At 72.0% G+C, this 26,435-nt stretch carries 21 protein-coding genes and 2 pseudogenes; 13 read left to right on the top strand and 10 right to left on the bottom strand.

Annotation, left to right across the window (positions count from 1 at the left end):
* Positions 1 to 2: 2 nt before the first annotated feature.
* From ACFWBD_RS08135 to ACFWBD_RS08085, 11 genes are read left to right on the top strand one after another with little or no spacing between them, the layout of a single operon-like run.
* Positions 3 to 1,277, top strand: coding sequence for a glycosyltransferase (locus tag ACFWBD_RS08135; protein ID WP_385664321.1), 1,275 nt, complete (start codon positions 3 to 5; stop codon positions 1,275 to 1,277).
* A complete protein-coding gene (locus ACFWBD_RS08130; protein ID WP_385664318.1) occupies positions 1,274 to 2,509 on the top strand; it encodes a class I SAM-dependent methyltransferase in 1,236 nt (411 codons plus the stop codon). Before ACFWBD_RS08135 ends, ACFWBD_RS08130 begins: the two co-directional genes overlap by 4 nt.
* The gene (locus ACFWBD_RS08125) at positions 2,506 to 3,333 is read left to right on the top strand and encodes a glucose-1-phosphate cytidylyltransferase (protein WP_385664315.1); all 828 of its coding nucleotides are present in this window, start codon (positions 2,506 to 2,508) and stop codon (positions 3,331 to 3,333) included. The genes ACFWBD_RS08130 and ACFWBD_RS08125 overlap by 4 nt, the downstream gene beginning before the upstream one ends.
* Positions 3,330 to 3,977 (top strand): PIG-L deacetylase family protein, encoded by a 648-nt coding sequence (locus tag ACFWBD_RS08120; RefSeq protein ID WP_385664313.1) that lies wholly within the window; start codon positions 3,330 to 3,332, stop codon positions 3,975 to 3,977. The genes ACFWBD_RS08125 and ACFWBD_RS08120 overlap by 4 nt, the downstream gene beginning before the upstream one ends.
* 3 nt (positions 3,978 to 3,980) lie before the next feature.
* Positions 3,981 to 5,006: an NAD-dependent epimerase/dehydratase family protein gene (locus ACFWBD_RS08115; RefSeq protein WP_385664310.1), complete on the top strand. Its 1,026-nt coding sequence runs from the start codon at positions 3,981 to 3,983 to the stop codon at positions 5,004 to 5,006.
* Positions 5,003 to 6,277 (top strand): DUF4910 domain-containing protein, encoded by a 1,275-nt coding sequence (locus ACFWBD_RS08110; protein ID WP_385664307.1) that lies wholly within the window; start codon positions 5,003 to 5,005, stop codon positions 6,275 to 6,277. The genes ACFWBD_RS08115 and ACFWBD_RS08110 overlap by 4 nt, the downstream gene beginning before the upstream one ends.
* Complete coding sequence (locus ACFWBD_RS08105; RefSeq protein WP_385664304.1) at positions 6,274 to 7,572, top strand: hypothetical protein; 1,299 nt, start codon at positions 6,274 to 6,276, stop codon at positions 7,570 to 7,572. The genes ACFWBD_RS08110 and ACFWBD_RS08105 overlap by 4 nt, the downstream gene beginning before the upstream one ends.
* Positions 7,569 to 8,516: a glycosyltransferase family 2 protein gene (locus ACFWBD_RS08100; protein WP_385664301.1), complete on the top strand. Its 948-nt coding sequence runs from the start codon at positions 7,569 to 7,571 to the stop codon at positions 8,514 to 8,516. Before ACFWBD_RS08105 ends, ACFWBD_RS08100 begins: the two co-directional genes overlap by 4 nt.
* The gene (locus ACFWBD_RS08095; protein ID WP_385664298.1) at positions 8,513 to 9,754 is read left to right on the top strand and encodes a polysaccharide pyruvyl transferase family protein; all 1,242 of its coding nucleotides are present in this window, start codon (positions 8,513 to 8,515) and stop codon (positions 9,752 to 9,754) included. The genes ACFWBD_RS08100 and ACFWBD_RS08095 overlap by 4 nt, the downstream gene beginning before the upstream one ends.
* On the top strand, positions 9,751 to 10,302 hold the full coding sequence (rfbC, locus tag ACFWBD_RS08090) for a dTDP-4-dehydrorhamnose 3,5-epimerase (RefSeq protein ID WP_385664295.1): 552 nt from the start codon (positions 9,751 to 9,753) through the stop codon (positions 10,300 to 10,302). The genes ACFWBD_RS08095 and rfbC overlap by 4 nt, the downstream gene beginning before the upstream one ends.
* Positions 10,303 to 10,319: 17 nt before the next feature.
* Positions 10,320 to 11,654, top strand: coding sequence for a glutamate-1-semialdehyde 2,1-aminomutase (locus tag ACFWBD_RS08085; protein ID WP_385664292.1), 1,335 nt, complete (start codon positions 10,320 to 10,322; stop codon positions 11,652 to 11,654).
* A 17-nt stretch (positions 11,655 to 11,671) separates the two neighbouring features.
* Here the strand turns inward: ACFWBD_RS08085 and ACFWBD_RS08080 are convergent, their stop codons facing one another.
* From ACFWBD_RS08080 to ACFWBD_RS08070, 3 genes are all read right to left on the bottom strand, one after another.
* Positions 11,672 to 12,355: a phosphatase PAP2 family protein gene (locus ACFWBD_RS08080; protein WP_385664289.1), complete on the bottom strand. Its 684-nt coding sequence runs from the start codon at positions 12,353 to 12,355 to the stop codon at positions 11,672 to 11,674.
* A gap of 631 nt (positions 12,356 to 12,986) precedes the next feature.
* Positions 12,987 to 13,763 (bottom strand): SDR family oxidoreductase, encoded by a 777-nt coding sequence (locus ACFWBD_RS08075; RefSeq protein WP_385664286.1) that lies wholly within the window; start codon positions 13,761 to 13,763, stop codon positions 12,987 to 12,989.
* Positions 13,764 to 13,783: 20 nt separating this feature from the next.
* Complete coding sequence (locus tag ACFWBD_RS08070) at positions 13,784 to 14,962, bottom strand: phytanoyl-CoA dioxygenase family protein (RefSeq protein WP_385664283.1); 1,179 nt, start codon at positions 14,960 to 14,962, stop codon at positions 13,784 to 13,786.
* A 107-nt stretch (positions 14,963 to 15,069) separates the two neighbouring features.
* On the opposite strand from ACFWBD_RS08070, the pseudogene ACFWBD_RS08065 reads away from it, so the two are divergent.
* Positions 15,070 to 15,414: pseudogene (locus tag ACFWBD_RS08065) on the top strand (LacI family DNA-binding transcriptional regulator); the annotation flags it as partial.
* A gap of 8 nt (positions 15,415 to 15,422) precedes the next feature.
* Here ACFWBD_RS08065 and ACFWBD_RS08060 read toward each other — a convergent pair.
* The 6 genes and pseudogenes from ACFWBD_RS08060 to ACFWBD_RS08035 form a co-directional block, all read right to left on the bottom strand.
* Positions 15,423 to 16,643: pseudogene (locus ACFWBD_RS08060) on the bottom strand (amidohydrolase family protein); the annotation flags it as partial.
* Between the two features lie 462 nt (positions 16,644 to 17,105).
* Positions 17,106 to 17,774, bottom strand: a complete 669-nt coding sequence (locus ACFWBD_RS08055; RefSeq protein ID WP_385664281.1) for a response regulator — start codon at positions 17,772 to 17,774, stop codon at positions 17,106 to 17,108.
* Positions 17,771 to 19,066, bottom strand: coding sequence for a sensor histidine kinase (locus ACFWBD_RS08050; protein ID WP_385664278.1), 1,296 nt, complete (start codon positions 19,064 to 19,066; stop codon positions 17,771 to 17,773). Before ACFWBD_RS08050 ends, ACFWBD_RS08055 begins: the two co-directional genes overlap by 4 nt.
* Before the next feature lie 27 nt (positions 19,067 to 19,093).
* Complete coding sequence (locus ACFWBD_RS08045; protein ID WP_385664275.1) at positions 19,094 to 19,933, bottom strand: ABC transporter permease; 840 nt, start codon at positions 19,931 to 19,933, stop codon at positions 19,094 to 19,096.
* Positions 19,930 to 20,868: an ATP-binding cassette domain-containing protein gene (locus tag ACFWBD_RS08040; protein ID WP_385664272.1), complete on the bottom strand. Its 939-nt coding sequence runs from the start codon at positions 20,866 to 20,868 to the stop codon at positions 19,930 to 19,932. The genes ACFWBD_RS08045 and ACFWBD_RS08040 overlap by 4 nt, the downstream gene beginning before the upstream one ends.
* Before the next feature lie 296 nt (positions 20,869 to 21,164).
* Positions 21,165 to 23,627, bottom strand: coding sequence for a SpoIIE family protein phosphatase (locus tag ACFWBD_RS08035; RefSeq protein WP_385664269.1), 2,463 nt, complete (start codon positions 23,625 to 23,627; stop codon positions 21,165 to 21,167).
* A gap of 135 nt (positions 23,628 to 23,762) precedes the next feature.
* Between ACFWBD_RS08035 and ACFWBD_RS08030 the strand changes: the two genes are divergently transcribed.
* Positions 23,763 to 25,829, top strand: a complete 2,067-nt coding sequence (locus tag ACFWBD_RS08030) for a SpoIIE family protein phosphatase (protein ID WP_385664266.1) — start codon at positions 23,763 to 23,765, stop codon at positions 25,827 to 25,829.
* On the opposite strand, the gene ACFWBD_RS08025 is transcribed toward ACFWBD_RS08030, so the two are convergent.
* The gene (locus ACFWBD_RS08025; protein ID WP_385664263.1) at positions 25,810 to 26,430 is read right to left on the bottom strand and encodes a TetR/AcrR family transcriptional regulator; all 621 of its coding nucleotides are present in this window, start codon (positions 26,428 to 26,430) and stop codon (positions 25,810 to 25,812) included. The genes ACFWBD_RS08030 and ACFWBD_RS08025 overlap by 20 nt on opposite strands.
* Positions 26,431 to 26,435 lie beyond the last annotated feature (5 nt).

Raw genomic sequence — 26,435 nt, 5'->3', positions numbered from 1 at the left:
GCATGCACGTCCTCGTGGTGCACAACCGCTACAACTCGGCGCAGCCGAGCGGGGAGAACAAGGTCGTCGACCAGGAGGTGACGCTGCTGCGCGAGGCCGGCCACCGGGTCGGGGTGTTCGAGCGGCGCAGCGACGACATCGCCGCCCGGTCCCTGCTGGGCAAGGCCGCGATACCGCTGCTCGTGCCGTGGAATCCGGCGGTCCGCGCGGAGCTCGCCGCCCGGCTTCGCACCGAGCGGCCGGACGTGGTGCACGTCCACAACGTCTTCCCGCTCCTGTCGCCGGCGGTGCTGGCCGCCTGCGCCGACGCCGGCGTGCCCGCCGTCGCCACGCTGCACAACTACACCCAGGTCTGCCCGCCCGGCACGCTGCAGCGGGACGGCCGGCCGTGCACCGAGTGCGTCGGGTCCGCGCCGCTGCCCGCCGTCCGGCACGGCTGCTACCGGAACTCCCGGCTGGCGACGGTGCCGCTCGCGGTCAGCCTGTCGGTCAACCGGCGGCGGTGGTGGTCCGGCGTGGAGCGGTTCTTCTGCATCTCCGCGGCGCAGCGCGACGTCCTGGCGCGGTCGGGAATGCCGCCCGAGCGGCTGGCCGTGAAGCACAACTTCGTGCCCGACCCGGGCACGCGCCGGACGGACGCCGGTGAGCATGTGCTCTATCTCGGCCGGCTCGCGCAGGCCAAGGGAGTGCGGCTGCTCATGGCCGCGTGGGACGAACTCGCCGCCGACGGCGGGGTGGGCGTCCCGCTCGTGATCGCCGGTACGGGGCCGCTGGAGGCGGAGGTGGCCGCCTGGGCGGCGGGCCGCGACGACGTCCGGTACGTCGGCCTTTATGACACGGCGGAGTGCCAGAAGGCCGTCGCGCGGTCGGTCACCGTGGTGGCTCCCTCGACGTGGCTGGAGGCGTTCGGCCTGGTGGTCGTGGAGGCGATGGCGGCGGGGGTCCCGGTCGTCGCCGCCGGTCACGGCGCCTTCGTCGAACTCGTCGAGGACGGGGTGACCGGGCTGCTGCACCGGCCGGGCGAGGCCGCGTCGCTCGCGTCCTGCATACGCCGGATCGCGGCCGAACAGGACCGCAACCGGGAGATGGGCCAGGCGGCCCGGCGCCGTTACGAACAGGGGTTCAGCCCTGCCGTCGGCCTTGAGCGCCTGGTGGAGGGGTACCGCACCGCGATCGCGGGGCGGTCCGGCGGCGGGGACAGCCCGTCGCCGGCAGGGGACAGAAGCACTGGCTCGCGACGGGGGCACCCGCGCGAACGGGATGGGGGCAGTAGATGACACGATGCCGACTCTGCGGCTCGGCGGCGCTCGCGAGCGTCGTCGATCTCGGGGCGACTCCGCCGTGTGAGAGCTTTCTCGCCGCGGAGCAACTGGACCGGCCGGAGCCGGCGTACCCGCTGCATCTGCGGGTCTGCACCGACTGCTGGCTCGCCCAGATCCCTCCGCTGATCACGCCGGAGGAGACGTTCAGCGAGTACGCGTACTTCTCCTCCTTCTCGACCTCCTGGGTGGAGCACGCGCGCACGTTCGTCGCCGACGCCGTACAGCGGGTGGGGCTCGGCCCCGACGCCTTCGTGGTCGAGGTCGCGAGCAACGACGGGTACCTGCTGAGGCACGTGGTGGACCGGGGGATCCGCTGCCTCGGCATCGAGCCGTCGGTGAACGTCGGCGCCGCGGCGCGGGACGCGGGTGTGCCCACGCTCACGGAGTTCCTGTCCCCGGACACCGGCTCGGCCGTCCGCGCCGAGCACGGCCCGGCGGATCTGGTCGTGGCCAACAACGTGTACGCGCACATCCCCGACGTGGTCGGGTTCACGCAGGGGCTGCGCGCCCTGGTCGCCGACGACGGGTGGGTCTCCATCGAGGTGCAGCACCTGCTGACCCTGATCGAGGAGAACCAGTACGACACGATCTACCACGAGCACTTCCAGTACTACACGGTCGCGTCCGCGACCCGGGCGCTGGCGAGCGGCGGACTCACGCTCGTGGACGTCGAGCTGCTGCCCACGCACGGCGGCTCCATCCGGCTGTGGGCCCGGCCGGCCGAGGTGGCCGGCGAGCCGACCGGTCGGGTGGCCGACGTGCTGGACCGGGAGAAGGCCGCCGGGCTGCGGGAGCTGTCCGGATACACCGAGTTCTCCGCCCGGGTGGCCAAGGTGCGCCGGGATCTGCTGCGGTTCCTCATCGAGGCGGCCGAGCGCGGCGAGAGAGTCGTCGGCTACGGCGCCCCGGGCAAGGGCAACACCCTGCTCAACCACTGCGGCATCCGGCCCGACCTGCTCCCGTACACGGTCGACCGCAACCCCTACAAGCACGGCAGGTTCACCCCGGGCACCCGCATCCCGATCCTGGCGCCCGAGCAGATAGCCGCCGACAAGCCGGACTACGTCCTCGTCCTCCCGTGGAACCTGCGGGCCGAGCTGGTCGAGCAGCTGTCCTTCGTGCACGACTGGGGCGGCCGGCTGGTCTTTCCCATCCCGGAACTGAGCATTGTCGAGGTCAAGTCGTGAAGGTCGTACTGTTCTGCGGCGGTTACGGGCTGCGTATGCGCAGCGGCGCCTCCGACGACGTGCCCAAGCCGATGGCGATGGTCGGCCCGCGGCCGCTGATCTGGCACGTCATGCGCTACTACGCCTACTTCGGGCACACGGAGTTCATCCTGTGCCTCGGGTACGGGGCACACCACATCAAGGACTTCTTCCTCAACTACGAGGAGACGACGTCCAACGACTTCGTGCTGCGGGGCGGGCGGACGGAGCTGCTGTCCACCGACATCTCCGGCTGGACGATCACGTTCGCGCAGACCGGCATCGAGTCGCCGATCGGTGAGCGGCTGCGCCGGGTGCGGCACCACCTGGACGGCGACGAGATGTTCCTCGCCAACTACGCCGACGTGCTCACCGATGCCCCGCTGCCGGAGATGATCGACCGGTTCGCCCGGCGTGACGCCGGTGCGTCGATGATGGTGGTGCCGCCGCAGTCCTCGTTCCACTGCGTGGAACTGGGCGAGGACGGCCTGGTGGGGGGCATCACCGCGGTGAGCGACATGCCGCTGTGGGAGAACGGCGGCTACTTCGTGCTCCGCCAGGAGGTCTTCGACCACATCCCGGAGAACGGGGACCTGGTCGCTGACGGATGCGGCCAACTGGCCAAGCGCGGACGGCTGGTGGCGCACCAGCACCGCGGCTTCTGGAAGCCGACCGACACCGTGAAGGAGCGGGCGGCGCTCGACGACGCCTACACCCGGGGCGACCGCCCGTGGGCCGTGTGGGAACGGGACGGCGCGGGGGCGGGCGCGACCGGCGGCAGGGCCGGCTCCGGAGCGAGGGCGTGATCCGGCTCGGGGCCGGGCGCCTGGACCGGATCGTCGCGGTGGGCGCCCACTGCGACGACATCGCCATCGGCGCCGGCGGCACGCTGCTGACGCTGTGCCTCGCTTGGCCCGGTATTCGCGTCGACGTCCTTGTGCTCTCCGGTGGTGGCGGCGAGCGGGAGCAGGAGGAGCGGGCCGCGCTCGCCGCCTTCTGCCCGGGTGCCGACCTGCGGCTGACGGTGCTCAAGCTGCCGGACGGCCGGATGCCCGCGCACTGGGAGGAGGCCAAGGCCGCGGTCGAGGAGCTGCGCGTGCGGACCGAGCCCGATCTCGTGCTGGCCCCGCGCACCGACGACGCGCACCAGGATCACCGCGGTCTGGCGAAGCTGGTGACCACCGCGTTCCGCGACCACCTCGTGCTCGGCTACGAGATCGTCAAGTGGGACGGCGATCTCGGCCGTCCGTCGGCGTACCAGCCGCTGTCGCCGGAGATCGCCGAACGGAAGGTGCGGCTGCTGCAGGAGCACTACCCCTCGCAACGGCACCGGCCCTGGTACGACCGGGAGGCCTTCCTCGGCCTCGCCCGGATCCGCGGCATCGAATGCCACGCGCGCTACGCCGAGGCGTTCGCCGTCACCAAACTCACTCTCGACCTGGGGGAATGAACCTTGCGCGTACTGCTGACCGGACACCAGGGCTATCTGGGCACCGTGATGGCCCCGGTCCTCGCGGCCGCCGGGCACGAGGTCGTCGGTCTCGACGCCGGCCTGTTCGCCGACTGCGTCCTCGGCCCGCCGCCGGCGGACCCGCCGGGGCATCGGGTCGACCTGCGCGACGTCACGGCCGAGCACGTGGCCGGGGTGGACGCCGTGATCCACCTGGCCGCGCTGTCCAACGACCCGCTGGGGTCGCTGGCGCCGGATCTCACCTACGACATCAACCACCACGCCTCCGTGCGGCTGGCCCGGCTGGCCCGCGACGCCGGAGTGCGGCGCTTCCTGTACGCGTCGACGTGCTCGGTCTACGGCGCCGCCGGCGGCGACGACCTGGTGGCCGAGGACGCCCCGCTGCGCCCCGTGACGCCGTACGCGGAGTCCAAGGTGCGGGTGGAGGACGACCTGCACGCGCTCTCCGACGGCGACTTCAGCCCGGTGTACATGCGCAACGCCACCGCCTTCGGCTTCTCACCCCGGCTGCGCGCCGACATCGTGCTGAACAACCTGGTGGGCCACGCGCTCCTGTCCGGCGAGGTGCTCGTGCTCTCCGACGGCACCCCCTGGCGCCCGCTGGTGCACGCCGCCGACATCGCGCAGGCCTTCGCTGCCGCGCTGGTCGCGCCGCGGGAAGCGGTGCACGACCGGGCGTTCAACATCGGCAGCGAGATCAACAACGTCACGGTCGCCGAGATCGCCGACCAGGTCGCCGAGGCGGTGTCCGGCGCGAAGGTGGTGATCACCGGGGAGAACGGCGCCGATCCGCGGTCGTACCGGGTGGACTTCTCCAGGTTCCGCGCCGCGGTGCCCGGCTTCGACTGCGAGTGGACCGTGAAGCAGGGCGCGCTCGAGCTCGCCGACGCCTACCGGAATCACGGGCTGACCCGGGAGGACTTCGAGCGCCGCTTCACCCGGCTGGCCGTGCTCCGCGCGGCGTCCGACGCCGGTACCGTCGACGACACCCTGCGGTGGCGCCGATGACCACGGCAGGCGAAGAGATGCACGCACTGGTGGAGCGGTTGTACCCGCTGTGCCGGAGCATCACCGGCGACGGTGTGCGCGCCACCCTGGAGATCGTCGACGAGTACATCCCGCTGCAGGTGCACGAGGTGCCGACCGGGACTCAGGTGCTCGACTGGACGGTGCCGCAGGAGTGGAACATCCGGGACGCGTACGTCGCCGACACCGCCGGCAACCGGGTCGTCGACTTCGCCGCGTCCAGCCTGCACGTGCTCGGCTACAGCGTGCCGGTGTCGGCGACCATGCCGTTGGCCGAACTCCGCGCGCACCTGCACACCCTGCCGGACCACCCGAGCTGGGTGCCGTACCGCACCAGCTACTACAAGCCGGAGTGGGGGTTCTGCCTGGCCCAGGAAACCCTGGACGCGCTGCCGGACGGCGAGTACGAGGTGCGCGTCGACTCCACACTCGCGGACGGCCACCTCACCTACGCCGAGCACGTGGTCCCCGGGCAGGTCGCCGACGAGGTGATCGTCTCCTGCCACGTCTGCCACCCGTCGCTGGCCAACGACAACCTGGCCGGCATCGCGGTGGCGACGTTCCTGGCCCGGGCGCTGGCGGAGCGGAAGCCGTACTACACCTACCGGTTCCTGTTCGCGCCCGGCACCATCGGGGCGATCACCTGGCTGGCCCGCAACGCGGAGCGGATCGAACGGGTCAAGCACGGGCTCGTGCTGGCCTGCGCCGGCGACCCGGGCCGGCTGACGTACAAACAGAGCAGGCGCGGCGACGCGGAGATCGACCGGGTGCTGCGGCATGTGCTGGCCGCCTCCGAACGCCCGCACCATGTCGCCGAGTTCACTCCGTACGGCTACGACGAGCGGCAGTTCTGCTCGCCCGGGTTCGATCTCGGTGTGGGCTCGCTCAGCCGGACCCCGTACGCCGGCTACCCCGAGTACCACACCTCGGCGGACAACCCGGACTTCGTCACTCCGGAGGCGATGGCGGACACGCTCGCCGTCTGCCGCGAGGCATTCGCCGTCCTTGACCGCAACCGGCGGTACGTCAACCTCAGCCCGTACGGCGAACCACAGCTGGGCCGGCGTGGGTTGTACGACTCGCTCGGCGGCCGAAGCGACGCGAAGCAGGCCCAGATGGCCATGCTCTGGGTGCTCAGCCTCTCCGAGGGCGAGCACAGTCTGCTGGACGTCGCCGAGCGGTCCGGGCTGCCGTTCAGCGCCGTCGCCGCCGCGGCCGACGCCCTGTGCGGCGCCGAACTGATCAAGGCATGACGCCGATGACCATCGAGGGGGAGAGACCGACGGCACCGGCCGGATCCGCCAGGCGGGCCCTCGTCGGCCGGCTGTCCTGGGGACTGGCCGACCAGGCGGCCTCCAGCGTGAGCAACTTCGCGGTGGGCATCTACGTGGCCCGCTCGCTGGGGGTGACCGCGTTCGGCGTGTTCAGCCTCGCCTGGGTGACGTACGGCGTGGTGCTCAACGTCTCCCGCGGGCTGGCCACCGATCCGCTCGTGGTCCGTTTCAGCGGCGTGCCGGACGCGTCCTGGCGCGGGGCGGTGGCCCGGTCGACGGGTACCGCGCTCGGCGTCGGTACGGCCATCGGCGCGGTGTGTCTGGTGGCCGGGCTCGGCCTCGGCGGCCGCCTGGGGCCCGCGTTCGCCGCCCTTGGCGTCATGTTGCCGGGGCTGCTGCTCCAGGACGCCTGGCGGTTCTCGTTCTTCGCCGCCGGCGCCGGACGGAAGGCGTTCGTCAACGACGTGGTGTGGGGCGTCGCGCTCGTCCCGGCCCTGGTGGTGGCGGCCCGTGTGGGCAGCGTGGCCGCTTTCGTGTTCGCCTGGGGCGCGTCCGCCACGGTGGCGGCGGGGTACGGCTGCCTCCAGTCGGGCATCAGGCCCAGGCTGACCGAGGCGCGCGGGTGGCTGCGCGAGCAGCGCGATCTCGGCTACCGGTACCTGGTCGAGAACGTCAGCCTCAGTGGCGCGAGCCAGGTGCGGGCGTACGGGCTCGGCGCGATCGTGGGAGTCGGCGCGGTGGGTGCGGTACGGGGCGCCGAGCTCCTGCTCGGCCCGTTCCTCGCGGTGCTCATGGGGCTTTCCCTGGTCACCGTCCCGGAGGCGGCACGGGTGCTGCGGCAGGCCCCGCATCAACTGGGCAGATTCTGCCTCCTCCTTGGCGGGGGGCAGGCCGTCGGCGCGCTGCTCTGGGGCGCGGCGCTGCTGCTGATGCCCGGCCGGTTCGGCGAGCTGGTGCTCGGCGGTGTCTGGCACTCCGCCTCACAGCTCATCGTGCCGATCACCCTCGGCGTCGCGGGCGCGGGCCTCGGCACCGGCGCGGCGGCCGGACTGCGCGCGCTCGGCGCGGCCCGGCGCAGCCTGCGCTGCCAGCTGTTCGCCTCCGCCTGCTATGCCGGCGGCGGGCTCGGCGGGGCGGCCGCCGCCGGCACGGTCGGCTCGGCCTGGGGCGTCGCCGCCGCGACCGTCAGCAGCTCGGCCGTGTGGTGGCTGCAACTGCGGTCCGCCCTGCGCGAGCGCCACCGCGATCCCCTTCCCGAAGTGAGGACCTCATGACCGACCGACCCAGGCTGAGCATCGGCCTGCCCGTGTACAACGGCGAGGAGTACCTGGCCGAGTCGCTCGACGCCCTGCTCGGCCAGACCTACGAGGACTTCGAGCTGGTCGTCTCCGACAACGCCTCGACCGACGGGACCCAGGAGATCTGCCGCAAGTACGCCGCGCGGGACTCGCGCATCCGGTACCTCCGGCTGCCCCGGAACATCGGCGCCACGCCGAACCACAACCATGTGCTCGCCGAGGCCCGCGGCGAGCTGTTCAAGTGGGCCTCGCACGACGACCTGTACGGCCGGGACCTGCTGCGGCGTTGCGTCCAGGCGCTGGACGAGCGGCCGGACATGATCCTCGCGCACACCGGCCAGGCAATCATCGACGGCGACGGCCAGGTGAAGGTCCCCTACGAGTACACGCTCGCCACCAGCTCCCCGCACGCGCCGGAGCGCTTCCGCAGTCTGCTGTTCGAGCCGGGTGGCGACGACTTCTACGGGGTGATGCGGACCGACGTGCTGCGCCGGGTGAAACCGATGGACAGCTACCACCACGCGGACCGTACGTACGTCGCCGAGATCACCCTGCACGGGCCCTTCCACCAGGTGCCGGAGCTGCTCTACTTCCGCCGCGACCACCCCACCCGGGCCGAGCGGGCGAACCCTTCCAAGCGCTCCCGGTGCGTCAACCTGGACCCGCGCCGGGCGGGTCCGCTGCACCCGACGCCCCGGCTGCTCGCCGAGTACGTCTGGGGCTTCGCCTCGGCGATCCGGCGGGCGCCGTTGTCCACGGCCGACCGGCGCGCGTGCTACCGCCACCTGGCCGCGTGGATGACCAGCCGGGTCCGGCCGGGCGCCGGTGAGCGGGTCGAGGACCGCGCCCCGGTCGATCCGGCCCTGCTCACGGTCTCCGTCGACGCCCTCGTCGCCGGCCGTGAGGGGAGGCGGACATGACGGCCGCGGACGGGGCCCCGGTGCGCGTGGGGGTGTTCGGCCTGCTCGGCTCCGGCAACCTCGGCAACGACGGATCGCTCGAAGCCGTGCTCGGGTACCTCCGCGCCGAACACCCGGAGGCGGTCGTGGACGCGCTGTGCGGCGGACCCGAGGCCGTGACGACCCGGTTCGGGATCCCCGCGACGCGGCTGCACTGGTACCGCGGGGAGTACCGGACCGCGTCACGGGCGGGCGCGGTCGCGGCGAAGGGCGTGGGCAAACTCGTCGACGTCTTCCGCACCGCTGCCTGGGTGCGCCGGCACGACGTGGTGATCGTGCCGGGCATGGGCGTCCTGGAGGCGACACTGCCGCTGCGGCCGTGGGGCTTCCCGTACTCGCTGTTCCTGCTCTGCGCGAGTGGCCGGCTGCTGCGCACCCGGGTGGCGCTGCTCGGCGTCGGCGCCGCGACGATCGGCGACCGGGCGACCCGGGCCCTCGTGCGCTGGTCGGCGCGGCTGGCCGCATACCGGTCGTACCGGGACGCGCAGTCCCGCGACGCGATGCGGGCGATGGGCGTGGACACCGCGCGCGACGAGGTCCACCCGGACCTCGCGTTCGCCCTGCCGACGCCGCGGGCGAGCGCGCCCGCGGACCCGTCGGCCCCGCCGGGCCCGGTCTGCCTCGGCGTCATGGACTTCCACGGCGGCAACGACGACCGCGCCCGGGCCGATGAGATCTACCGGCGCTACCTCGACGGGACGGTCCGGTTCGTCCGCACGCTGGCCGAGGAGGGCAGGGCCGTCCGGCTGCTCACCGGTGACGACTGCGACGCGTCGGTGGTCGCCGCGATCCTCGACGCGGTGGACTCGCCGCTGGTCACCGCTGCCGAGCCGTCCTCACTGGCCGACCTGATGAAGGAGATGGCGGCCGCCGACACCGTGGTGGCGATCCGCTACCACAACCTGATCTGCGCGCTGAAGACCGGTACGCCGGTGCTCGCTCTGTGCTACGCGGCGAAGAGCGACGCACTCATGGCGGAGATGGGCCTCGGCGCGTACTGCCACCCGGCGCGCGAGGTCGACGCCGACCGACTGCTCGAGCAGTTCCGTGCGCTGGAGAAGCATTCGGCCGAGCTGCGGCGGACCCTCACCGAGCGGAACCTGGACGCCGCCCGGCAACTCGAGCGGCAGTTCGACTCCTTGACCGCGGCCCTGTTCCCGGCGGCCGACCACGCCCCGACCTTACGGAAGGCTCCATGAAGGCGACCGAAGTCCTGGAGATCACCGGCGCGTACCTCTTCGAGCCGACGCCGTACGCCGACGAACGCGGCTTCTTCTGCCGCACCTTCGACGCCGACGTGATCCGCTCGGTGGGCCTCGACCCGGACGCCTTCGTCCAGGACAGCCTGTCCCGCTCCGTCCGGGGCGTGCTGCGCGGTCTGCACCTGCGCTCCGGCGCCGGCGAGGCCAAGCTGGTGCGGTGCTCGTACGGGAGGATCTTCGACGTCGTCGTGGACCTGCGGCCGGACTCGCCGACGTACCGCAACCGGGCCTGGTTCGAGCTGTCCGGCGAGACGCAGGTGACCCTGTACATCCCGGCGGGGTGCGCGCACGGCTTCCAGGCGCTGACCGAGACCACCGACACCTCGTACCGGATCGACCGCCCGCACGATCCGGCCGAGGACGTGACGATCGCCTTCGACGACCCGGAGCTCGCCATCCCCTGGCCGCTGCCGGTCACCTCGATGTCCCAACGGGACCGGGAGGCGCCGAGCCTCGCCGAGGTCCTGAAGCACAGAGAAAGATAAAGAAAGTTGAGGTCGGCGTGGACACACACGACACCGCAGAGCTCCTCCTGCCCCGCTCGCGGACGGCGAACGAGCGGCTGCACGCCCTGATCCCCGGGGGCGCGCACACCTACGCCAAGGGCGACGACCAGTACCCCGAGAACCTGGCCCCGGTCATCAGCCACGGCCGCGGTGCCCATGTGTGGGACATCGACGGCAACCGCTACATCGAGTACGGCTCCGGCCTGCGGTCGGTCAGCCTCGGCCACGCCCACCCACGCGTGATCGAGGCGGTGCGGCGGGAACTCGACCGCGGCAGCAACTTCGTCCGGCCGTCCATCGTGGAGGTCGAAGCCGCCGAACGCTTCCTGGCCACGGTGCCGACCGCCGAGATGGTGAAGTTCGCGAAGAACGGCTCCGACGCCACCACCGCCGCGGTGCGCCTCGCCCGCGCCGCCACCGGGCGCCAGCGGGTGGCCCTCTGCGCCGACCATCCGTTCTTCTCCGTCGACGACTGGTTCATCGGCACCACGGCGATGTCCGCAGGCATTCCGGCGGCGACCAACGAGCTCACCGTGGCGTTCCCCTACGGAGACCTGGCCGCCACGGAGGAGCTGCTCACCCGGTACCAGGACGAGGTCGCCTGCCTGATCCTCGAACCCGCCACCCACACCGAGCCGCCGCCCGGGTACCTCGCCGGCCTGCGCGCACTGGCCGACCGGCACGGCTGCGTACTGATCTTCGACGAGATGATCACCGGCTTGCGCTGGTCCGAGGCGGGCGCCCAGGGCCTGTACGGCGTCGTCCCCGACCTCTCCACGTTCGGCAAGGCGCTGGGCAACGGATTCGCCGTCTCCGCGCTGGCCGGGCGCCGCGATCTGATGGAGCGGGGCGGGCTGCGTCACTCCGGCGACCGGGTGTTCCTGCTGTCCACCACGCACGGTGCGGAAACGCACTCCCTGGCAGCCGCGATGGCCGTGCAGACCACCTACGTCGAAGAGGGCGTCACCGCGCGTTTGCACACCCTCGGCGAGCGGCTGGCCGCCGGTGTCCGCGACGCCGCGGCCAGCATGGGGGTCGGCGACCACATCGTCGTCCGGGGCCGGGCCAGCAACCTGGTCTTCGCCACCCTCGACGAGAACCGGCAGCCGTCGCAGCGGTACCGCACCCTGTTCCTGCGCCGGCTCCTCGCGGGCGGGGTGCTGGCCCCGTCGTTCGTGGTGAGCAGCGCGCTCGACGACGCCGACATCGATCACACCGTCAACGTGGTGGCGCAGGCATGTGCGGTGTACCGGAAGGCACTGGACGCCGCCGACCCCACCCCCTGGCAGGCCGGACGGCCGGTGAAGCCCGTGTTCCGGCGCCTGGCGTGAGGTGATGTGACGTGACGTCAGCGGCGCTGCCGCCGACCGTCGTCGGCCATGCGACCGACCAGCCGGTCAGCCGTCGGGTCGACCAGCCACGCGGTCGCCGGTATCACCGCCAGCGCGGTGCACCAGCCGCCGAGGACGTCGGTCGGGTAGTGCGCGCCCAGGGCTACCTGCGCCCAGCCCATGGCGGCGCCGGCAGCCAGCGCCGCGGCGAGCACGAGTGACGTGCCGGCCGTCCTGCCGAGGCCGAGCCGGCCGGTCACGAGCAGCGCCACCACGAGGGCGAGCGCGGTGGCGAAGGCGGTGTGCCCGCTCGGGTAGGACAGGTTGCCGTCGCCGTGGATGGTGCGTCCCACCAGGTGCTTGAGCAGCGTCGCCGTCCCCACGGTCGTGCCGGCGCCGGCCACGACGAGCACCGCCGCGCGAGGATGCCGAAGCAGCAGGCAGCCCGTCACGGTGGCCACGACCAGCGTCGCCGCTCCCACGGGCTCCCCCAAGAAGTCCGTGGCCAGAGCGACGTGCCGCCACGGCGGCCCCACACCGTACAAGGCCGCCCCGATCCGCGCGTCCACCATGCCGGGTTCGCTGTCGTCGGCATACAGGACCCCGAGCACGACGATCACCAGCGCGGCGAGGGCCGCGATCAGCCCGAGCCACCCGCGCAGCGACGGGGGCAGCACCGCGGGCGCCGACCGGCCGGTCACCCGCCCGCCGTCTCCGGTCGGCCTGCGGTGCTCTGCCGTGACCGGCAGACGGTGTTCCGGATCGTGACTTCCTGAGGCAGCGTGAAGGTGCGACCCTTCGTCCGACCGGTGGGCAGCCATGAATCAGCGGCTTCCTGTTTCCCCTGCTCCAGGCCCTCTTGAAGACGACCCGGCCTGCCTTCGATGAGTCCGGCCACGCCACGGCCCATATGTGGCGTCAGTCCCGTCAGTCCCTCGGCACTTCTGCCGGTGCCGACTCCCCACCAACGAGCCCCCCGTCGTGTCCGACCTGACCCGAGCGGAATCCACCAGCCTGTTCGGCCCCGGACTCGCCGGCCTGTCCATCACCTCGGCCGACAGCACCCGATCAGTCTCTGTTCGCCACCCTAACCAACAATGCGGTCGCGGGTACCGCCGTCGGAAAGTCCGGTGTCAACACTGCCCGTATGCCCCACCACCGGGACCCGGGCGGCCGCCGATCGCGGGAAGGCCTCGCATCCGAGGCATCCCGGACACCCGTACGCCGGACGGGACTTCGTCCTGGCCGGCCCCATCCGCACGACGACGGCATTCGGCACCGGTCCGCTGCCCGGTCCTACGCATGATCTTGCTCCCTCCGCCCGAGGGCGGCTCAGTCCTGGCCGCCGAAGACGTTCTGGTCCCAGTCGATGACCGAGCCGGTCACCACTCCGCTGCGGCCGGAGAGCAGGAAGACGACGAAGTCGGCGATCTCGTCGACCTGCCCGAGCTTGCCCATGGGCTGCGACCGGGCCGCCCTCTCCCGCCAGTCGTCGCCCGCGTCGTGGAAGGCGCGCTGGGTGGCGTCCTCGCCCTCGGTGTCCGTCCAGCCGATGTTGAGGCCGTTGATCCGGATGCGGTCCCAGCGGTGCGCGTGGGCGGCGTTGCGCGTCAGGCCTGCCAGACCGGCCTTGGCCGCCGAGTACGCCGCCAGGTGGGGCGGACCGCCGTGCGCGCAGTTGGAGATGATGTTGACTACGGTGCCCGGCGCCTTGCGGGCCGTCATGTCGGCCACCGCCGCCTGCATCGCGAAGAACGGCGCGCGCAGGTTGATCGCCATGTGCTGGTCGAACAGTTCCGGCGTGGTGTCGAGCAGCGAGCCGCGCGACGTCAGCCCCGCCGCGTTGACCAGGCAGTCGATGCGTCCGTGAGCGGCGATGGCCTGTACGGCGCTGTCGCGCGCCTGCGCCGGATCGGAGAGGTCCGCCCGCACGAAGCGCGCGCCCGTGTCCGCGGCGAGTTCCTCGCCCACGTCGGCCCGGCGGCCGGTGAAGACGACGCTCGCGCCTTCCCGCACGGCCGCCCGCACGATGCCCGCGCCGACGCCCTGGCTGCCGCCGTTGACGAGGACGACCCGGTCTTCGAGCAGCGGGGTCTCAAGCAGTCCCATGAGTACTGTGTCCCTTTCAGTCAGCTTCGGCGGCGCTCGGCGGCGGCCTGCAGTTCCTGGCGCAGCCGCTGCGGGGCCCAGCCCTCGACGACGGCCTGCCAGACGGTGTCCGCCTGGGCAGGCGGGGCGAGACCGTCGACCGGCGGGTCGAGGTCGAGGTCGGTGGGGAAGGCATAGCCCTCGGCGGTGGCCGCGACGACGCGGCGCAGCCAGTCCCGCGATACGCCCTCGGCCTTGCGGCGCAGCAGCACCGGGAACAGCGCGTTCGCCATCGCCTCGCGGTCCACCGTCTCCATGGCGCGGCCGAAGGCGGACGAGATCTGCAGCAGATTGGCCATGCGCCTGATGCCGGCCGACCTGTTGTGCCCGGCGGCGTGGAAGAGCGCCGGGTTGAAGAAGACCGCGTCGCCCTTCTCCAGGGGGAGTTGGACGTGGTGGGCGTCGAAGTACTCGACGAACCCCGGCAGTCGCCAGGCGAGATAGCCGGGCCCGAACTTCTGCGAGTGCGGCAGATACAGCGTCGGGCCGGACTCGAGGGGCATGTCGCAGTGGGCCACCGCGCCCTGGAGGGTCAGCGCCGGCGAGAGGCGGTGGACGTGCGCCGGGTAGGCGGCGGCCCGCTCCTGGGAGAGGAAGCCGAGGTGGTAGTCGCGGTGGACGCTCTGCGCCGCGCCCCCCGGGTTGACCACGTTGACCTGGGAGGTCACCTGGTAGGCGGGGCCGAGCCATGCCTCAGCGATCAGCTCCAGGATGTCGTTGGAGTAGTAGTCGGCGAACACCTCCGGCGCCCGTACGGCCACCTTGTCCAGGGCGTTCCAGACGCGGTCGTTCGCGCCGGGCTTGGCGAAGTGGTCGCCGCGGGCCGCACCGGTGGCACGCTCCTCCTCGATCAGCGCGCGGAAGGCCTCGGACGCCGCGTCCACGACGGCCGCGTCGGTGAAGGCGCGCTTGAGGACCACGATGCCGGGCCCGTCCAGCAGGGCCCGGATCACCTCGTCCTGGACGCTCCGACGGCCCTGCGGGGTGGCCGACAGGGAGCGGAGCCGTTCGCTGTCGTAGAGCGGGACGTTCTGCTCCACCCGCTCGGCCGAGGGATGACCGGCGAGGTCGGTGCTCTGCTCCACGAGTGAGCGGAACCCTTCGAGATCGCAGTCCGCCTCGGTCAGCCAAGTCCGCGCTCCCGCGGCTGTGGAAGACATCCGGGTCCCTTCGCCGTCCGTGCGTCTCTGCCAGTCTTGAGAACCCGAACACATCATTCAATGCTTATCAGCACATCAAAAACCCATCATCAGTTTTGGGATCAGTCATGCGACACCCCTACCCGATCAGGGAAATCGCTCGCCTGGCCGGACTGAGCACGGCCACCGTCGACCGCGTCCTCAACGACCGCGGCAACGTGACGGAGAGCGCCATCAGGGAGGTGCACGAGGCCATCAAGGACCTGGACCGCCAGCAGAGCCAGGTCCGGCTCGGGGGCCGCACGTTCGTGATCGACATCGTGATGCAGAGCCCGGAGCGCTTCTCCACCGCGGTACGGGACGCACTCGAAGCCGACCCCCCCTCCCTGCGTCCCGCCCTCGTGCGCTCGCGCTTCCACTTCCGGGAGGCCTGCCCACCCGGGGAGCTGACCGGAACCCTGGACAAGATCGCGGGAGGTGTTCAGACAGCCGGGGTGTTCAGCAAGTATTCGCGCGAGGAGCGCACCTCGCCGCGCAGGGCGGCCAGGTCGACGTCAAGGACGTGTCCGTCCCACTTGCGGGGCTCGCCGTTGATGAGGACGGCGCTGATGTTGCGGGCGTCGGAGCCGAGCACGATCGTGCCGATCGGATCGTTGAGCGGCATGTTGTTGAGGTCCTCGGCCTGGATGACCAGCAGGTCGGCCTTCTTGCCCGGGGTGAGGGAGCCGGTGACGGCGGCCAGGCCGTTGGTGCGGGCGCCCTGGAGGGTGGCGAAGTCGAGGACGTCGTGGGTGGTGATGCGGGAGGGCTGCTCGTCGGTGCCGTAGGCCGCGTTGACGGCGCGCATCCGCTGGATGGCGTGCAGAGCCCGCATCTGCGTGAACATGTCGCTGGCCAGGGCGACTTCGACGTCGATGCTCAGTCCGGGGCGGATGCCGACGGACAGGGCCTCGTCGACCGCGGGGATCGCGGTCTCCAGGCCGATCTGCGCGTCGGAGGTGGGGGCGAGGGCCACGGTGGTGCCGGTATCCCCCATCACCTTCCAGGCCTCGGAGGTAAGTCCGGTGGAGTGGATGAGGGTGACGTCGGGGCTGAGGACGGCGTCCTCGGCCCAGCGCAGGACCGCCTCGGAGGAGGCTGCGCCGAATACGGCGTCCACGCTCACCCCGATACCCAACTCCTGTGCAAAACGGGCGAGTTCGGGGCCGTAGGCGAGCGCCGGCCCGGCGATCTCGGCGGTGGCCAGGGCCGCCAGTCGCAGTGTCAGCAACTGGTCGTCGCTGCTGAAGTACCGGTCCTTGACGCGGGTCAGGTCGCCGGGCCACTGCCGGTCCCACTCGCCGAAGTGCGGTCCCATGGAGGCGTGCACGCCGCGGATGCCGGTGTCGACGAGGGCCTCGACGGCGGCGTCGGAGTGCTCGCGGGTGCGGGAGTTGTGGGAGAAGTCGAGCATCGTCGTGATGCCGCTGTCGATCGCGGTCAGGGCGGCCAGCCTGGTGCCGATGTACATGTCCTCGGGCCGGTAGACCGTGGCGTAGCCGGCCAGGGTGGCCATGACGTACCCGCCGAGGTCGTCGACGTCCGGCATGATCCGGCGCAACTGGGCTTCCCAGGCGTGCCGGTGGGTGTCTACGAAGCCGGGGGTGAGGATGGTGCCGGTGGCGTCGACGACCACGGCTTCGCCCGCGTCGAGGTCCCCACCGCACGAGATCAGCGACGGTGCAGGTCCGGGGCGAGTGTTCGACGGCTGCGGCAGCTACGACGGCTGCCTGGCCACCAGGTTCGTCGTGCGGTGGAGCCGGAACCAGGCCGCCTTGTCCCTAGGTGTCGGGCACCCACGATCCGTCGCGCCGCGTACGGCGCAGGGGCAACGGGGCGGTCTCGGACGGGCCCGCGCCGCTGCCGCACCGAACGAAGGGCTCTGGCGCCCGCGAGGCTGGGTGCGCGGCCGGCTGCCACGCCGGGTGCGCGGCACCCAGGAACCTCTCACCTGGCGAGACGGCGGCCTGGTCGGCACCGGCCGCCGGGGCGATCGTAGAGCCATGACCAGCAACGACACGCCCCGCGACCCCCACCCGTACGTCGGGATGTGGGTGACCGCGGACGGCTTCATCCGCCAGGAGCCACAGGCTGTCCGCCGGCTCACCGGGCCGCCGCTCTCGTTTCAGTTCGCGTTGGGGCGGGCGAGGCCGTGGTCGTAGGCGAAGATCACGGCCTGGATGCGGTCGCGGGCGCCGATCTTGGCCAGGACACGGCCGACGTGGGTCTTGACGGTGGACTCGGAGAGGACGAACCGGGTGGCGATCTCACCGTTGCTCCAGCCCTTGCCGATGGCCACGAGGATCTCGCGCTCGCGGTCGGTGAGGGAGCGCAGTCCTGGGTCCTCCGCGGAGTCCGCGCGGTGAGCGGGGACATAGCGGCCGAACTCGTCCAGGAGGCGGCGGGTGAGGGCGGGCGCGATGACGGCGTCGCCGACGGCGACGGCGCGGATGCCGGCGAGGAGCTCTTCGGGGCGCGCGTCCTTCAGGAGGAAGCCGCTGGCACCGGCGCGGATGGCGGCGTGGACGTACTCGTCGAGGTCGAAGGTGGTGAGCACGAGGACGCGCGAGCGGCCACCGGCGGCGACGATGCGGCGGGTGGCCTCGATGCCGTCCATGCCGGGCATGCGGACGTCCATCAGGACGACGTCCGGGCGCAGTTCGGCGGCCTTGCGGACGGCCTCGGCGCCGTGGGCGGCCTCACCGACGACGTCGGTCTCGGGGACGGAGTCCAGGAGCAGGTGGAAGCCGTAGCGTTGCAGCGGCTGGTCGTCCACGATAAGCACGGTGGTCACCGGGCACCGCCTTGCGGCGTGAGGTCGAGGACTGCCTCGACGCTCCATCCGCCGCCGTCTGCCGGCCCCGCGCTGACGGTGCCGCCGTACAGAGCCGCTCTCTCCCGCATGCCCACCAGGCCATGTCCTTCCTCGTTCGGCGGTCCGGACGATGTGGCCGGGCCGGTGTCCTGGACCCGGACGGTCAGCCGGGTGTCCTTCTCGACGATCGCCAGATGCACCCGGGTGCCGGGGTCGGCGTGTTTCAGGGTGTTGGTGAGGGCTTCCTGGACGATGCGATACGCCGTCAGCTGCACGCCGCTGTCCAGGGCGTCCACGTCGCCGGAGGTCCGGTAGACGACCTCGAGACCGGCGGAGCGCACCTTGGCGCACAACGCCTCGATGTCCGCGATGCCGGGCTGGGGGCTCAGTTCGGGCCCGCCCGGGGAGCCGCCGCCCGTCGCCTCGCGCAGCACGCCGAGCACACGCCGTAGTTCACCGAGGGCCTGGCGGCCGGTGTCGCCGATGAGCTGGAGAGCCTCCTTGCCGCGTTCGGGAGCGAGGTCGGTGGCGTAGGCGCCGGCGTCGGCCAGCGTGATGATGACGGACAGGTTGTGGCCGACGATGTCGTGCATTTCGCGGGCGACGCGGGTGCGTTCGGTGGCCGTGGCCAGCCTGCTGCGCTGGTCGCGCTCGATCTCCAGCCGGGCGGCCCGGTCCCGCAGTCCGGCGAGCTGGGCCCGGCGGATCCGTACCATCAGGCCGAGTGCGAGGGCCGCGGTCGCCGTGCTCAGCAGGAAGAACAGCGCGTCCCACACGGACACGGCCGAGGACACCCGGACCGCGACCAGCGCCATGGCGCCCGCCATGGCCGCACAGGCCCACGGCAGCTGCCGCAGCCACCCGTGCAGGGCGAGGCTGTACAGGGCGATGAAGAGGGCGATGTCCGCGCGCAGCGCCGCGCCCAGGGACCACTGGAGGACGAACACCGCCGTGATGACGGCGAACGCCACGAGGGGTTTGCGTCGCCGCCACAGCAAGGGCAGAACCAGTCCGGCCTGGAAGGCCAGCATTCCGGCGACGGGCAGCTGCGTGAAGGCGAGGCGGAACCGGCGCGGGCCGTCGCCGTCGCCGTCGCCGTCGTTCATCCCGCCGTGGAACAGGTCGGGCAGGCAGAACATCAGGAAGACCAGGACGACGACCGCGGTGTCCAGCACCCATGGGTGTGTCCGGTCGGCCTGCCGCAGCCGCTGGCCGCCCTGGGAGAGTCGGGCGACCAGCGGTCCCATCCCGCTCAGGTCATCGGTGGTCACGGGCGTCACCTGTCCATGGTGCAGGTGTCAGGCGTCGGTGCGCGCGAGCCGGTACGCCGCGCCGCCCAGGGCCAGCGCCGTCCAGCAGAGGAAGACCAGCAGTCCGGCGCCGGGTGACAGCATCGTGGAGTCGTGGGTCAGGGCGAACATCGACTCGCCCGCGTCGGACGGCAGGTAGGGGCTGATGTCGTCCTGCCAGGAACTCGGCAGCAGGGAGATCAGTCCCGGGACCAGCATCAGGGCGGCCACCAGCACCGAGATCCCGCCGGCCACCGACCGCAGCAGCGCGCCCAGGGCGGTGCCGATCACCCCGACCAGGCCGAGGTAGAGGCCCGCGCCCAGCAGGCTGCGCAGGACGCCCGCGTGCGAGAGGCTCATGGCCGCGGGCGTGCCCGAGACGATTCCGCTCCCGATCAGGAAGGCGACGAACCCGCCCAGCGTCCCCACGGCCAGCGCGACCAGCCCGAAGACGGCCGCCTTGGACCACAGCACGGGGAGCCGGCGGGGGACCGCCGCGAGGGTCGACCGGATCATGCCGGTCGAGTACTCCCCCGCCGTGACCAGCACGCCGAGCACCCCCAGGGCGAGCTGGGCGAAGTTCGTACCGAAGAGGGACAGGCTCACGGCCGTCGCATCGGCGAAGTCCCGGTCCGGACGGTCGGAGCCGATCCCCGACCTGTAGTGGCTCGCGGAGATCAGGCCGAAGGCCACCAGGAACAGCAGGCCGAGGCCCAGCGTGATCCAGGTCGAGCGCAGGGACCACAGCTTGGCCCATTCGGAGGCGAGTACGCGCCGTCCGGTCACCCGGTAGGCGGGGCGGGTGGGAGTGGTCCGGGGTTCCTCGGCGGTTGCGGTGAGGGTGCTCACGCGGGCCTCCCGAGGGCGTCGATACCGGTCGTGGAGCCGTGGTACTCCACGGCGTCCCTGGTCAGGTCCATGAACGCTTCCTCCAGTGACACGGTCCGCGCGCTCAGTTCGAACAGCGCGATCCCGTGCTCGGCGGCCTTCAGCCCGACCTCGCGGGCGGTCAGTCCGGTCACCTGCAGCTCCTCGGAGCCGATCCGGCCGGTGACGTCGACGCCCGGGCCGGCCAGCACGTCCCGGAGTCGTGACGGGTCCTGTGTCACCACCTTCACCGTGTCGCCGCCCGCCTCGCGGATCAGGTCCGCCACGGTCGTGTCGGCCAGCAGCCGCCCGCGCCCGACGATGATCAGGTGGTCCGCCACCAGGGCCATCTCGCTCATAAGGTGCGAGGACACGAACACCGTCCGGCCCTCGTCGGCGAGCCCCTTGAGCAGGTTGCGGATCCAGAGCACACCCTCCGGGTCCAGCCCGTTGACCGGCTCGTCGAGCATCACCGTCTGCGGATCGCCCAGCAGTGCCGCCGCGATGCCCAGCCGCTGGCCCATCCCCAGGGAGAAGGCGCCGGCCCGCTTCTTCGCCACGCTGCCCAGTCCGGCGAGGCCGATGACCTCCTCGACCCGGCGGCCCGGAATGCCGTGTGTCAGCGCGAGGGCCCTGAGGTGGTTGTACGCCGAACGGCCCGGGTGGATCGACTTCGCCTCCAGGAGGGCGCCGACCTCCTGGAGCGGTGCCTGGTGGCGGGCGTAGTGGTGGCCGTTCACGGTGACGGAGCCGCTCGTCGGGGCGTCGAGGCCGACGATCATGCGCATGGTCGTGGACTTGCCCGCACCGTTGGGCCCCAGGAAACCGGTCACCGTTCCCGGTTTCACGACGAAGTCCAGCCCGTCGACGGCCGTCTTATCGCCGTACTTCTTGGTCAGCTGCCGTGCGTCGATCATTCGCGTTCTCCCTGTCGGGCTCCGGCGTCCGTCACTTCCGACGCCACACCCGCAACGCTAAGAGCCGAATCACCCCTGTCCGGTGGTACCGGGAGGCTGAACCGCTCCGGGCGGGTAGTACCGCGGTACTACCCGCCGACCTGCGGCGCCGGCGGGAGACGGTGCCGGCCGGGAGACAGGTTCTTCCCGGTACCTCATGGTTCTTCTCGGTGATCCGGTGCACCTGGAGCACGCCGGCGAGTACGGGGCCCACGGCCGCTCAGAACCTCTCCGGGTGGATCAGGGCGCGGACCGGGTCACGGGATCTCCTGCTCGGCCCAGATGATCTTTCCGTCGGCCGTGTACCTGGAACCCCACCGGTGGGCGAGCTGGGCCACCAGAAAGAGGCCGCGGCCCCCCTCGTCCATGATCCGGGCATGCCTCAGCCGTGGCGCCGTGCTGCTGGCGTCGGAGACCTCGCAGGTCAGGCGTGCGTCGAGGATCAGCCGTAGCCGTATGGGCGGTGTGGCGTAGCACACGGCGTTGGTGACCAGCTCGCTCACGATGAGCTCGGACGTCATGGCCAGATCGCCGAGCCCCCAGGCCTCCACCTGCCGGGTGGCCCGGGCCCGGACGTCGGCGACAGCGGCCGGGTCCGCCGGCACCTCCCAGGAGACGACGTGGTCTGCGCCGAGGGCGTGCGTGCGCGCCAGGAGCAGGGCGATGTCGTCGGGCTGGGGCACGGGCACGAGCTGTCGCACCGCCGAGGTGCACAGGGCCGCCAGATCGGCGTCGGCCCGGGCCAGCACCTCGCCGAGGCGGAACATGCCCTCTTCGATGTCCCGGTCGGCTCCCTCCACGAGTCCGTCGGTGTAGAGACCGATCAGGCTGTTCTCGGCGAGCTCGATCTCGGTCGATTCGAACGCCATCCCGCCGAGCCCCAGCGGAGGCCCGGCCGGGGGCTCCGGGAAGGACACCTGCCCGTCGGGGGTGACGACGACGGGCGGCGGGTGTCCCGCCCGGGCCATCGTGCACCGTCGGGTGACCGGGTCGTAGACGGCGTAGAGGCAGGTCGCCCCCAGGAAGGCGGTGGCGGCCTGGTGGGCGGCCGGGTCGTCGGTCCGTTCCACGCTCAGCCGGAGCACGAGGTCGTCGAGGTGGGCCAGCAGCTCGTCGGGGGGCATCTCCATGTCGGCGAGGGTCTGCACCGCGGTGCGCAGCCGGCCCATGGTCGCCGCGGCGGCGATGCCGTGCCCCACCACATCGCCGACCACGAGGCCCACCCGGGCCCCGGACAGGGGGATCACGTCGAACCAGTCGCCGCCCACCCCGTCGGTGGGGTCCGCCGGCAGGTAGGAGGAGGCCAGCTCCAGCGCCGTTCCGCCCGCCAGGGCGTGGGGCAGCAGGCTGCGCTGCAGGGTGACCGCCACCGTGTGTTCCCGGGCGTACCGGCGGGCGTTGTCGACGCACAGCGCCGCGCGCGCCACCAGCTCCCGGGCCAGCAGGACGTCGTCGGACCGGAACGAGACGGGGTTGAGGGACCGGACGAAGGTGGCGAGGCCCAGGGCGGTGTTGCGCGCCCGCATCGGCACGGAGATGAGGGAGTGCAGGCCGAACTCGCGGATGCTCACCGCCCGCTGGGGCTGTTCGGTGGTCCACAGTTCGTCGGAGGGATCGAGGACGGGGATGAGGATCGGCTCGCCGTCGATGAGCAGGTTGGCGTCGTGCGGCGGCGGCAGGAAGTCCACCCGGTCCCCGATGCGTGCCACGGCTTCCGGGCAGCCCTCGCGCACCGAGCACATCCCGGCGCGGCGCATCACCGGCCGCACGGGCGCCGGTCCCGCGTCGGTCAGCCACGCGCCGTGCCCTTCGGTGCTGAGCACCGGCTCCAGGAGGTCGACGATGACGAAGTCCGCGAATCCGGGAACGGCGAAGTCGGCGAGCTCCTGGGCCGTGACCATCACGTCCAGGGTCGTGCCGACGCGGGTGCCGGCCTCGTTGACCAGCGCCAGCAGCCGGCGGGCGTTCCACCGCTCGGTGACGTCCTGGACCATGTAGCAGACCCCGGTGACGGAGCCGTCGTCACCCACCAGGGGAAAGAACGACGTGGAGTAGGCGTGCCGGCGGTGCGGGTCGGCCCAGCTCCACCCCAGGTACTCGTAGTCGGTGATCGGGTCCCCGGTCTCCAGCACCTTGCTCATCAGCCCCTCGATGGCGACCGCCTGAAGGCCGGGGAGCAGGTCGCTCAGCCGGCGCCCCAGGCGCTGTTCGCGGGGCACACCACCGAACCGTTCCAGCGTGTCGTTCAGCCACACGTAGCGCAGCTGCAGATCCATCACGGCCATGCCGACCGGGGAACGGGTCAGGAACCCGTCGAGGACGGACTGGCCCACCGTCCACTGCTCGCCCTGACTGCGTGCCGAGAACAGGAAGCACTCGTCGTCGCCGATCCGGAAGGAGGCGGAGACCCGCAGGTCGACGTCGACGGGACGGCCGTCGCGGTGCCGTACGGAGATGACACCGCTCCACCCCATACCGGCCCGGCACCGCGCCGCGACACCGGCCACCCGTGCCGGGTCCCGGTCCATCGCCACCAACTCCGCAGCCGAACGGCCGACGACCTCCGCGGCCGGACGGCCGAGCAACGCTTCCGCACCTCGCGTCCAGCCGACCACGACGCCGTCCGCGGACACGATCGCCGCCGCGTCGGTGGACGCGTCCAGGAGATCGCGCGGTCCCGCGGGCGTCGGAGCGTCGAAAGCTTCTCGCGCAGAATCCATGGGTTCCGTCCTTTACACGAACCATGGTCCTGCTTGTCCGCCCGATGCGCACGGCGCCGTCGGGCCCCTGCGAGGCCTCCGTTTCCGCAGGCGCCGAACCAGAGGCAGCATGGAGGTACAGGAGGAGGCTCCGCGATGACAGCCGAACCCATCCGGTCGGGCGGGGACGCGTACGGCCCCGACACGTCCGCGCCCACCGGTCTGCTGGACGTGCTGAGCGTGTCCGCCATGGTCGTCGACATCGACGGACGCATCGTGTTCTGGACCCCGCAGGCGGAGGACCTCTTCGGCTACACCGCGCAGGAGGCCCTCGGCAAGTACGCGGCGCGGCTGCTGATCCACCCCGAGCACCTGCAGTCCGTGGTGAGGCTGTTCGCGGATGTGCTGGAGACCGGCCGGAGCTGGGCCGGCGCCTTCCCCGTCCGGCACAAGGACGGCAGCAGCCGGCTGATGGAGTTCCGCAACATGCGGCTTCAGGACGATCTCGGGGACGTCTACGCCCTGGGCATCGCCGCCGACCACAATCTGCTCCAGCGCGTCGAGACCGATCTGGCGCTGTGCGAAAGGCTGATCAACCAGTCGCCGATCGGTCTGGCCCTCCTGGACCCCGACCTGTGCTATCTCCTCGTCAACCCGGCGCTCGAACGCATCGACGGCATCCCCGCCGAGGACCATGTCGGCCGTCGGCTGCGGGACGCGATGCCCCTTCCCGACGTCGACACCATCGAGTCCGCCCTGCGGCAGGTGCTCACCACCGGCACGCCGCTGCTCGACCAGTACCACGTGGGCCGCCCGCCGACCGACCCCGACCACGAGCACGCCTGGTCCCTCTCGTTCTACCGCCTGGAGGACCCCGGCGGACGGGTGCTGGGCGCGGCCGCCTCGGTCGTGGACGTCACCGAACGGCACCGCGCCGCCGCGGAGGCCGACCGGGCCCGGCGGCGCCTCGCCCTCATCGCCGAGGCCTCCACCCGGGTCGGCACCACGCTGGAGGTGGACCGGACCGCCCACGAACTGGCCGAGATCTCCGTCCCCCAGCTCGCCGACGTGGTCGCCGTGGACATCCTGGACGCCGCCCTGGCCTGCCGCCGCTCGCGCCGGCCGGACAACGGCCCGGAGCTCTTCCGCGCGCTCGCGCTGAAGGCGGCCCATCCCACCGTGGCGCTGCGCGCCGCCGACGCGCCGGGCGATGTCGCGGCCTATGACGGTGACCGTCTGGTCACCCTGTGCGTGCACACCGGCCGGCCGGTCCTGGTGCGGCACGTCGGCGAGCAGGACATCCCCCGCATCGCCCGGGACGCCGAGGCCGGGGCGCTGCTGGCCCGGGCCGGGGTCCACTCGTACCTCGCCGTGCCGCTGATCGCCCACGGAGAGGTGCTCGGCGCCCTCGACCTCAAGCGCACCCGCAACCCGCTGCCGTTCGACGACGACGACGTCATCCTGGCCAGTGAGCTGGCCGGCCGTGCCGCCGTGGCCATCGACAACGCGCGCTGGTTCCAGAGCGTGCGCAACACCGCCCTCACTCTCCAGCGCAGCCTGCTGCCCGACCACGCGCCGCATCACACCGGTCTGGAACTGGCCTCCCGCTACCAGCCCGCCCAGGCGACCAGCGAGGTCGGCGGCGACTGGTACGACGTCATCCCGCTGACCGACGACAAGACCGCGCTGGTCGTCGGGGACGTCATGGGCAACGGCATCGACGCCGCCGCCACCATGGGCCGGCTGCGCACCGCGACCTGCGCCTACGCGGACCTCGACCTCGAGCCCGGCGACGTGCTGCGGCACCTGGACAAGATCACCTGCGACCTGGAGCACTACATCGTGACCTGCCTGTACGCGGTGTACGACCCCCGTACCCGGCAGTGCCGCATCGCCAACGCGGGCCATATGCCGCCCGCGCTGGCCGGCCCCGGCCATCCCCCCACCCTGCTGGAGCTGCCCACCGGAGCCCCGCTCGGCGTCGGCGGCGTCCCCTTCGAGGCCACCACGGCCGAACTCGCCCCCGGCGACCTGCTGGTCCTGTACACGGACGGCCTCGTGGAGACCCGCCTTCACTCCATCGACGACCGCCTGGCGGTCCTGCTCACCTTCCTGGACGAGCCCGGCCGTCCGCTCGAGGAGATCTGCGACCTGTTGCTGTACGGCCTGCGCCATCCCGACGACCACGACGACGTCGCTCTGCTCATCGCCCGGACCCTGTAGCGGGCGCGTCGGCCATGACCAGGCCCGCGATGTGGGAGGTGACCGTGTCGAGGATGTCGGTCCAGGCGGCAGCGTCGCCGAGCACGAGGTAGTTGAGGGTCAGGCCGTCGGTCATGGCGGCCAGATAGCGGGCCAGGACGGGGACGGGGACGCTCAGCCGGAGGTCCATGCCGCTGCGGAGCTGTTCGATGAGGTCGGTGTAGGCGTCGCCGTACATCTCGTACTGCCGCCGGGCCAGTTGCTCGAACCCCGGCTCGCGCAGGGCGTACTGGGTGAGTTCGTAGGTCAGCATGTGCTCGTCGGGATGGGCGCGGACGTGGTCCCAGTACGCCTGGAAGCCCGCCCGGACGGTCTCCTCGAGGGTGGCCCTGGGCCGTAGCGCGTCCTTCACGACGCTCACCGAGTGGTCGGTGAGCGTCGTGATGACGGACTCGACGAGGGCCTGCTTGGAGTCGAAGCAGTAGTGGAAGACGCTCAGGGACACCCCGGCCTCGGCGGCGATGGACCGGGTGGTCGTCTTGGGGACGCCGTCCCGGGCCATCGCTCTGATCGCCGCTTCCGTCAGCTGCCGGCGCCGCTGCGCCGACGGCATCCGTGCCATGTGTG

It is taken from the genome of Streptomyces sp. NPDC060002, from assembly GCF_042737245.1.
In the GTDB taxonomy this organism is placed as follows: domain Bacteria; phylum Actinomycetota; class Actinomycetes; order Streptomycetales; family Streptomycetaceae; genus Streptomyces.
This window is presented reverse-complemented; position numbering and strand designations above follow the sequence as displayed.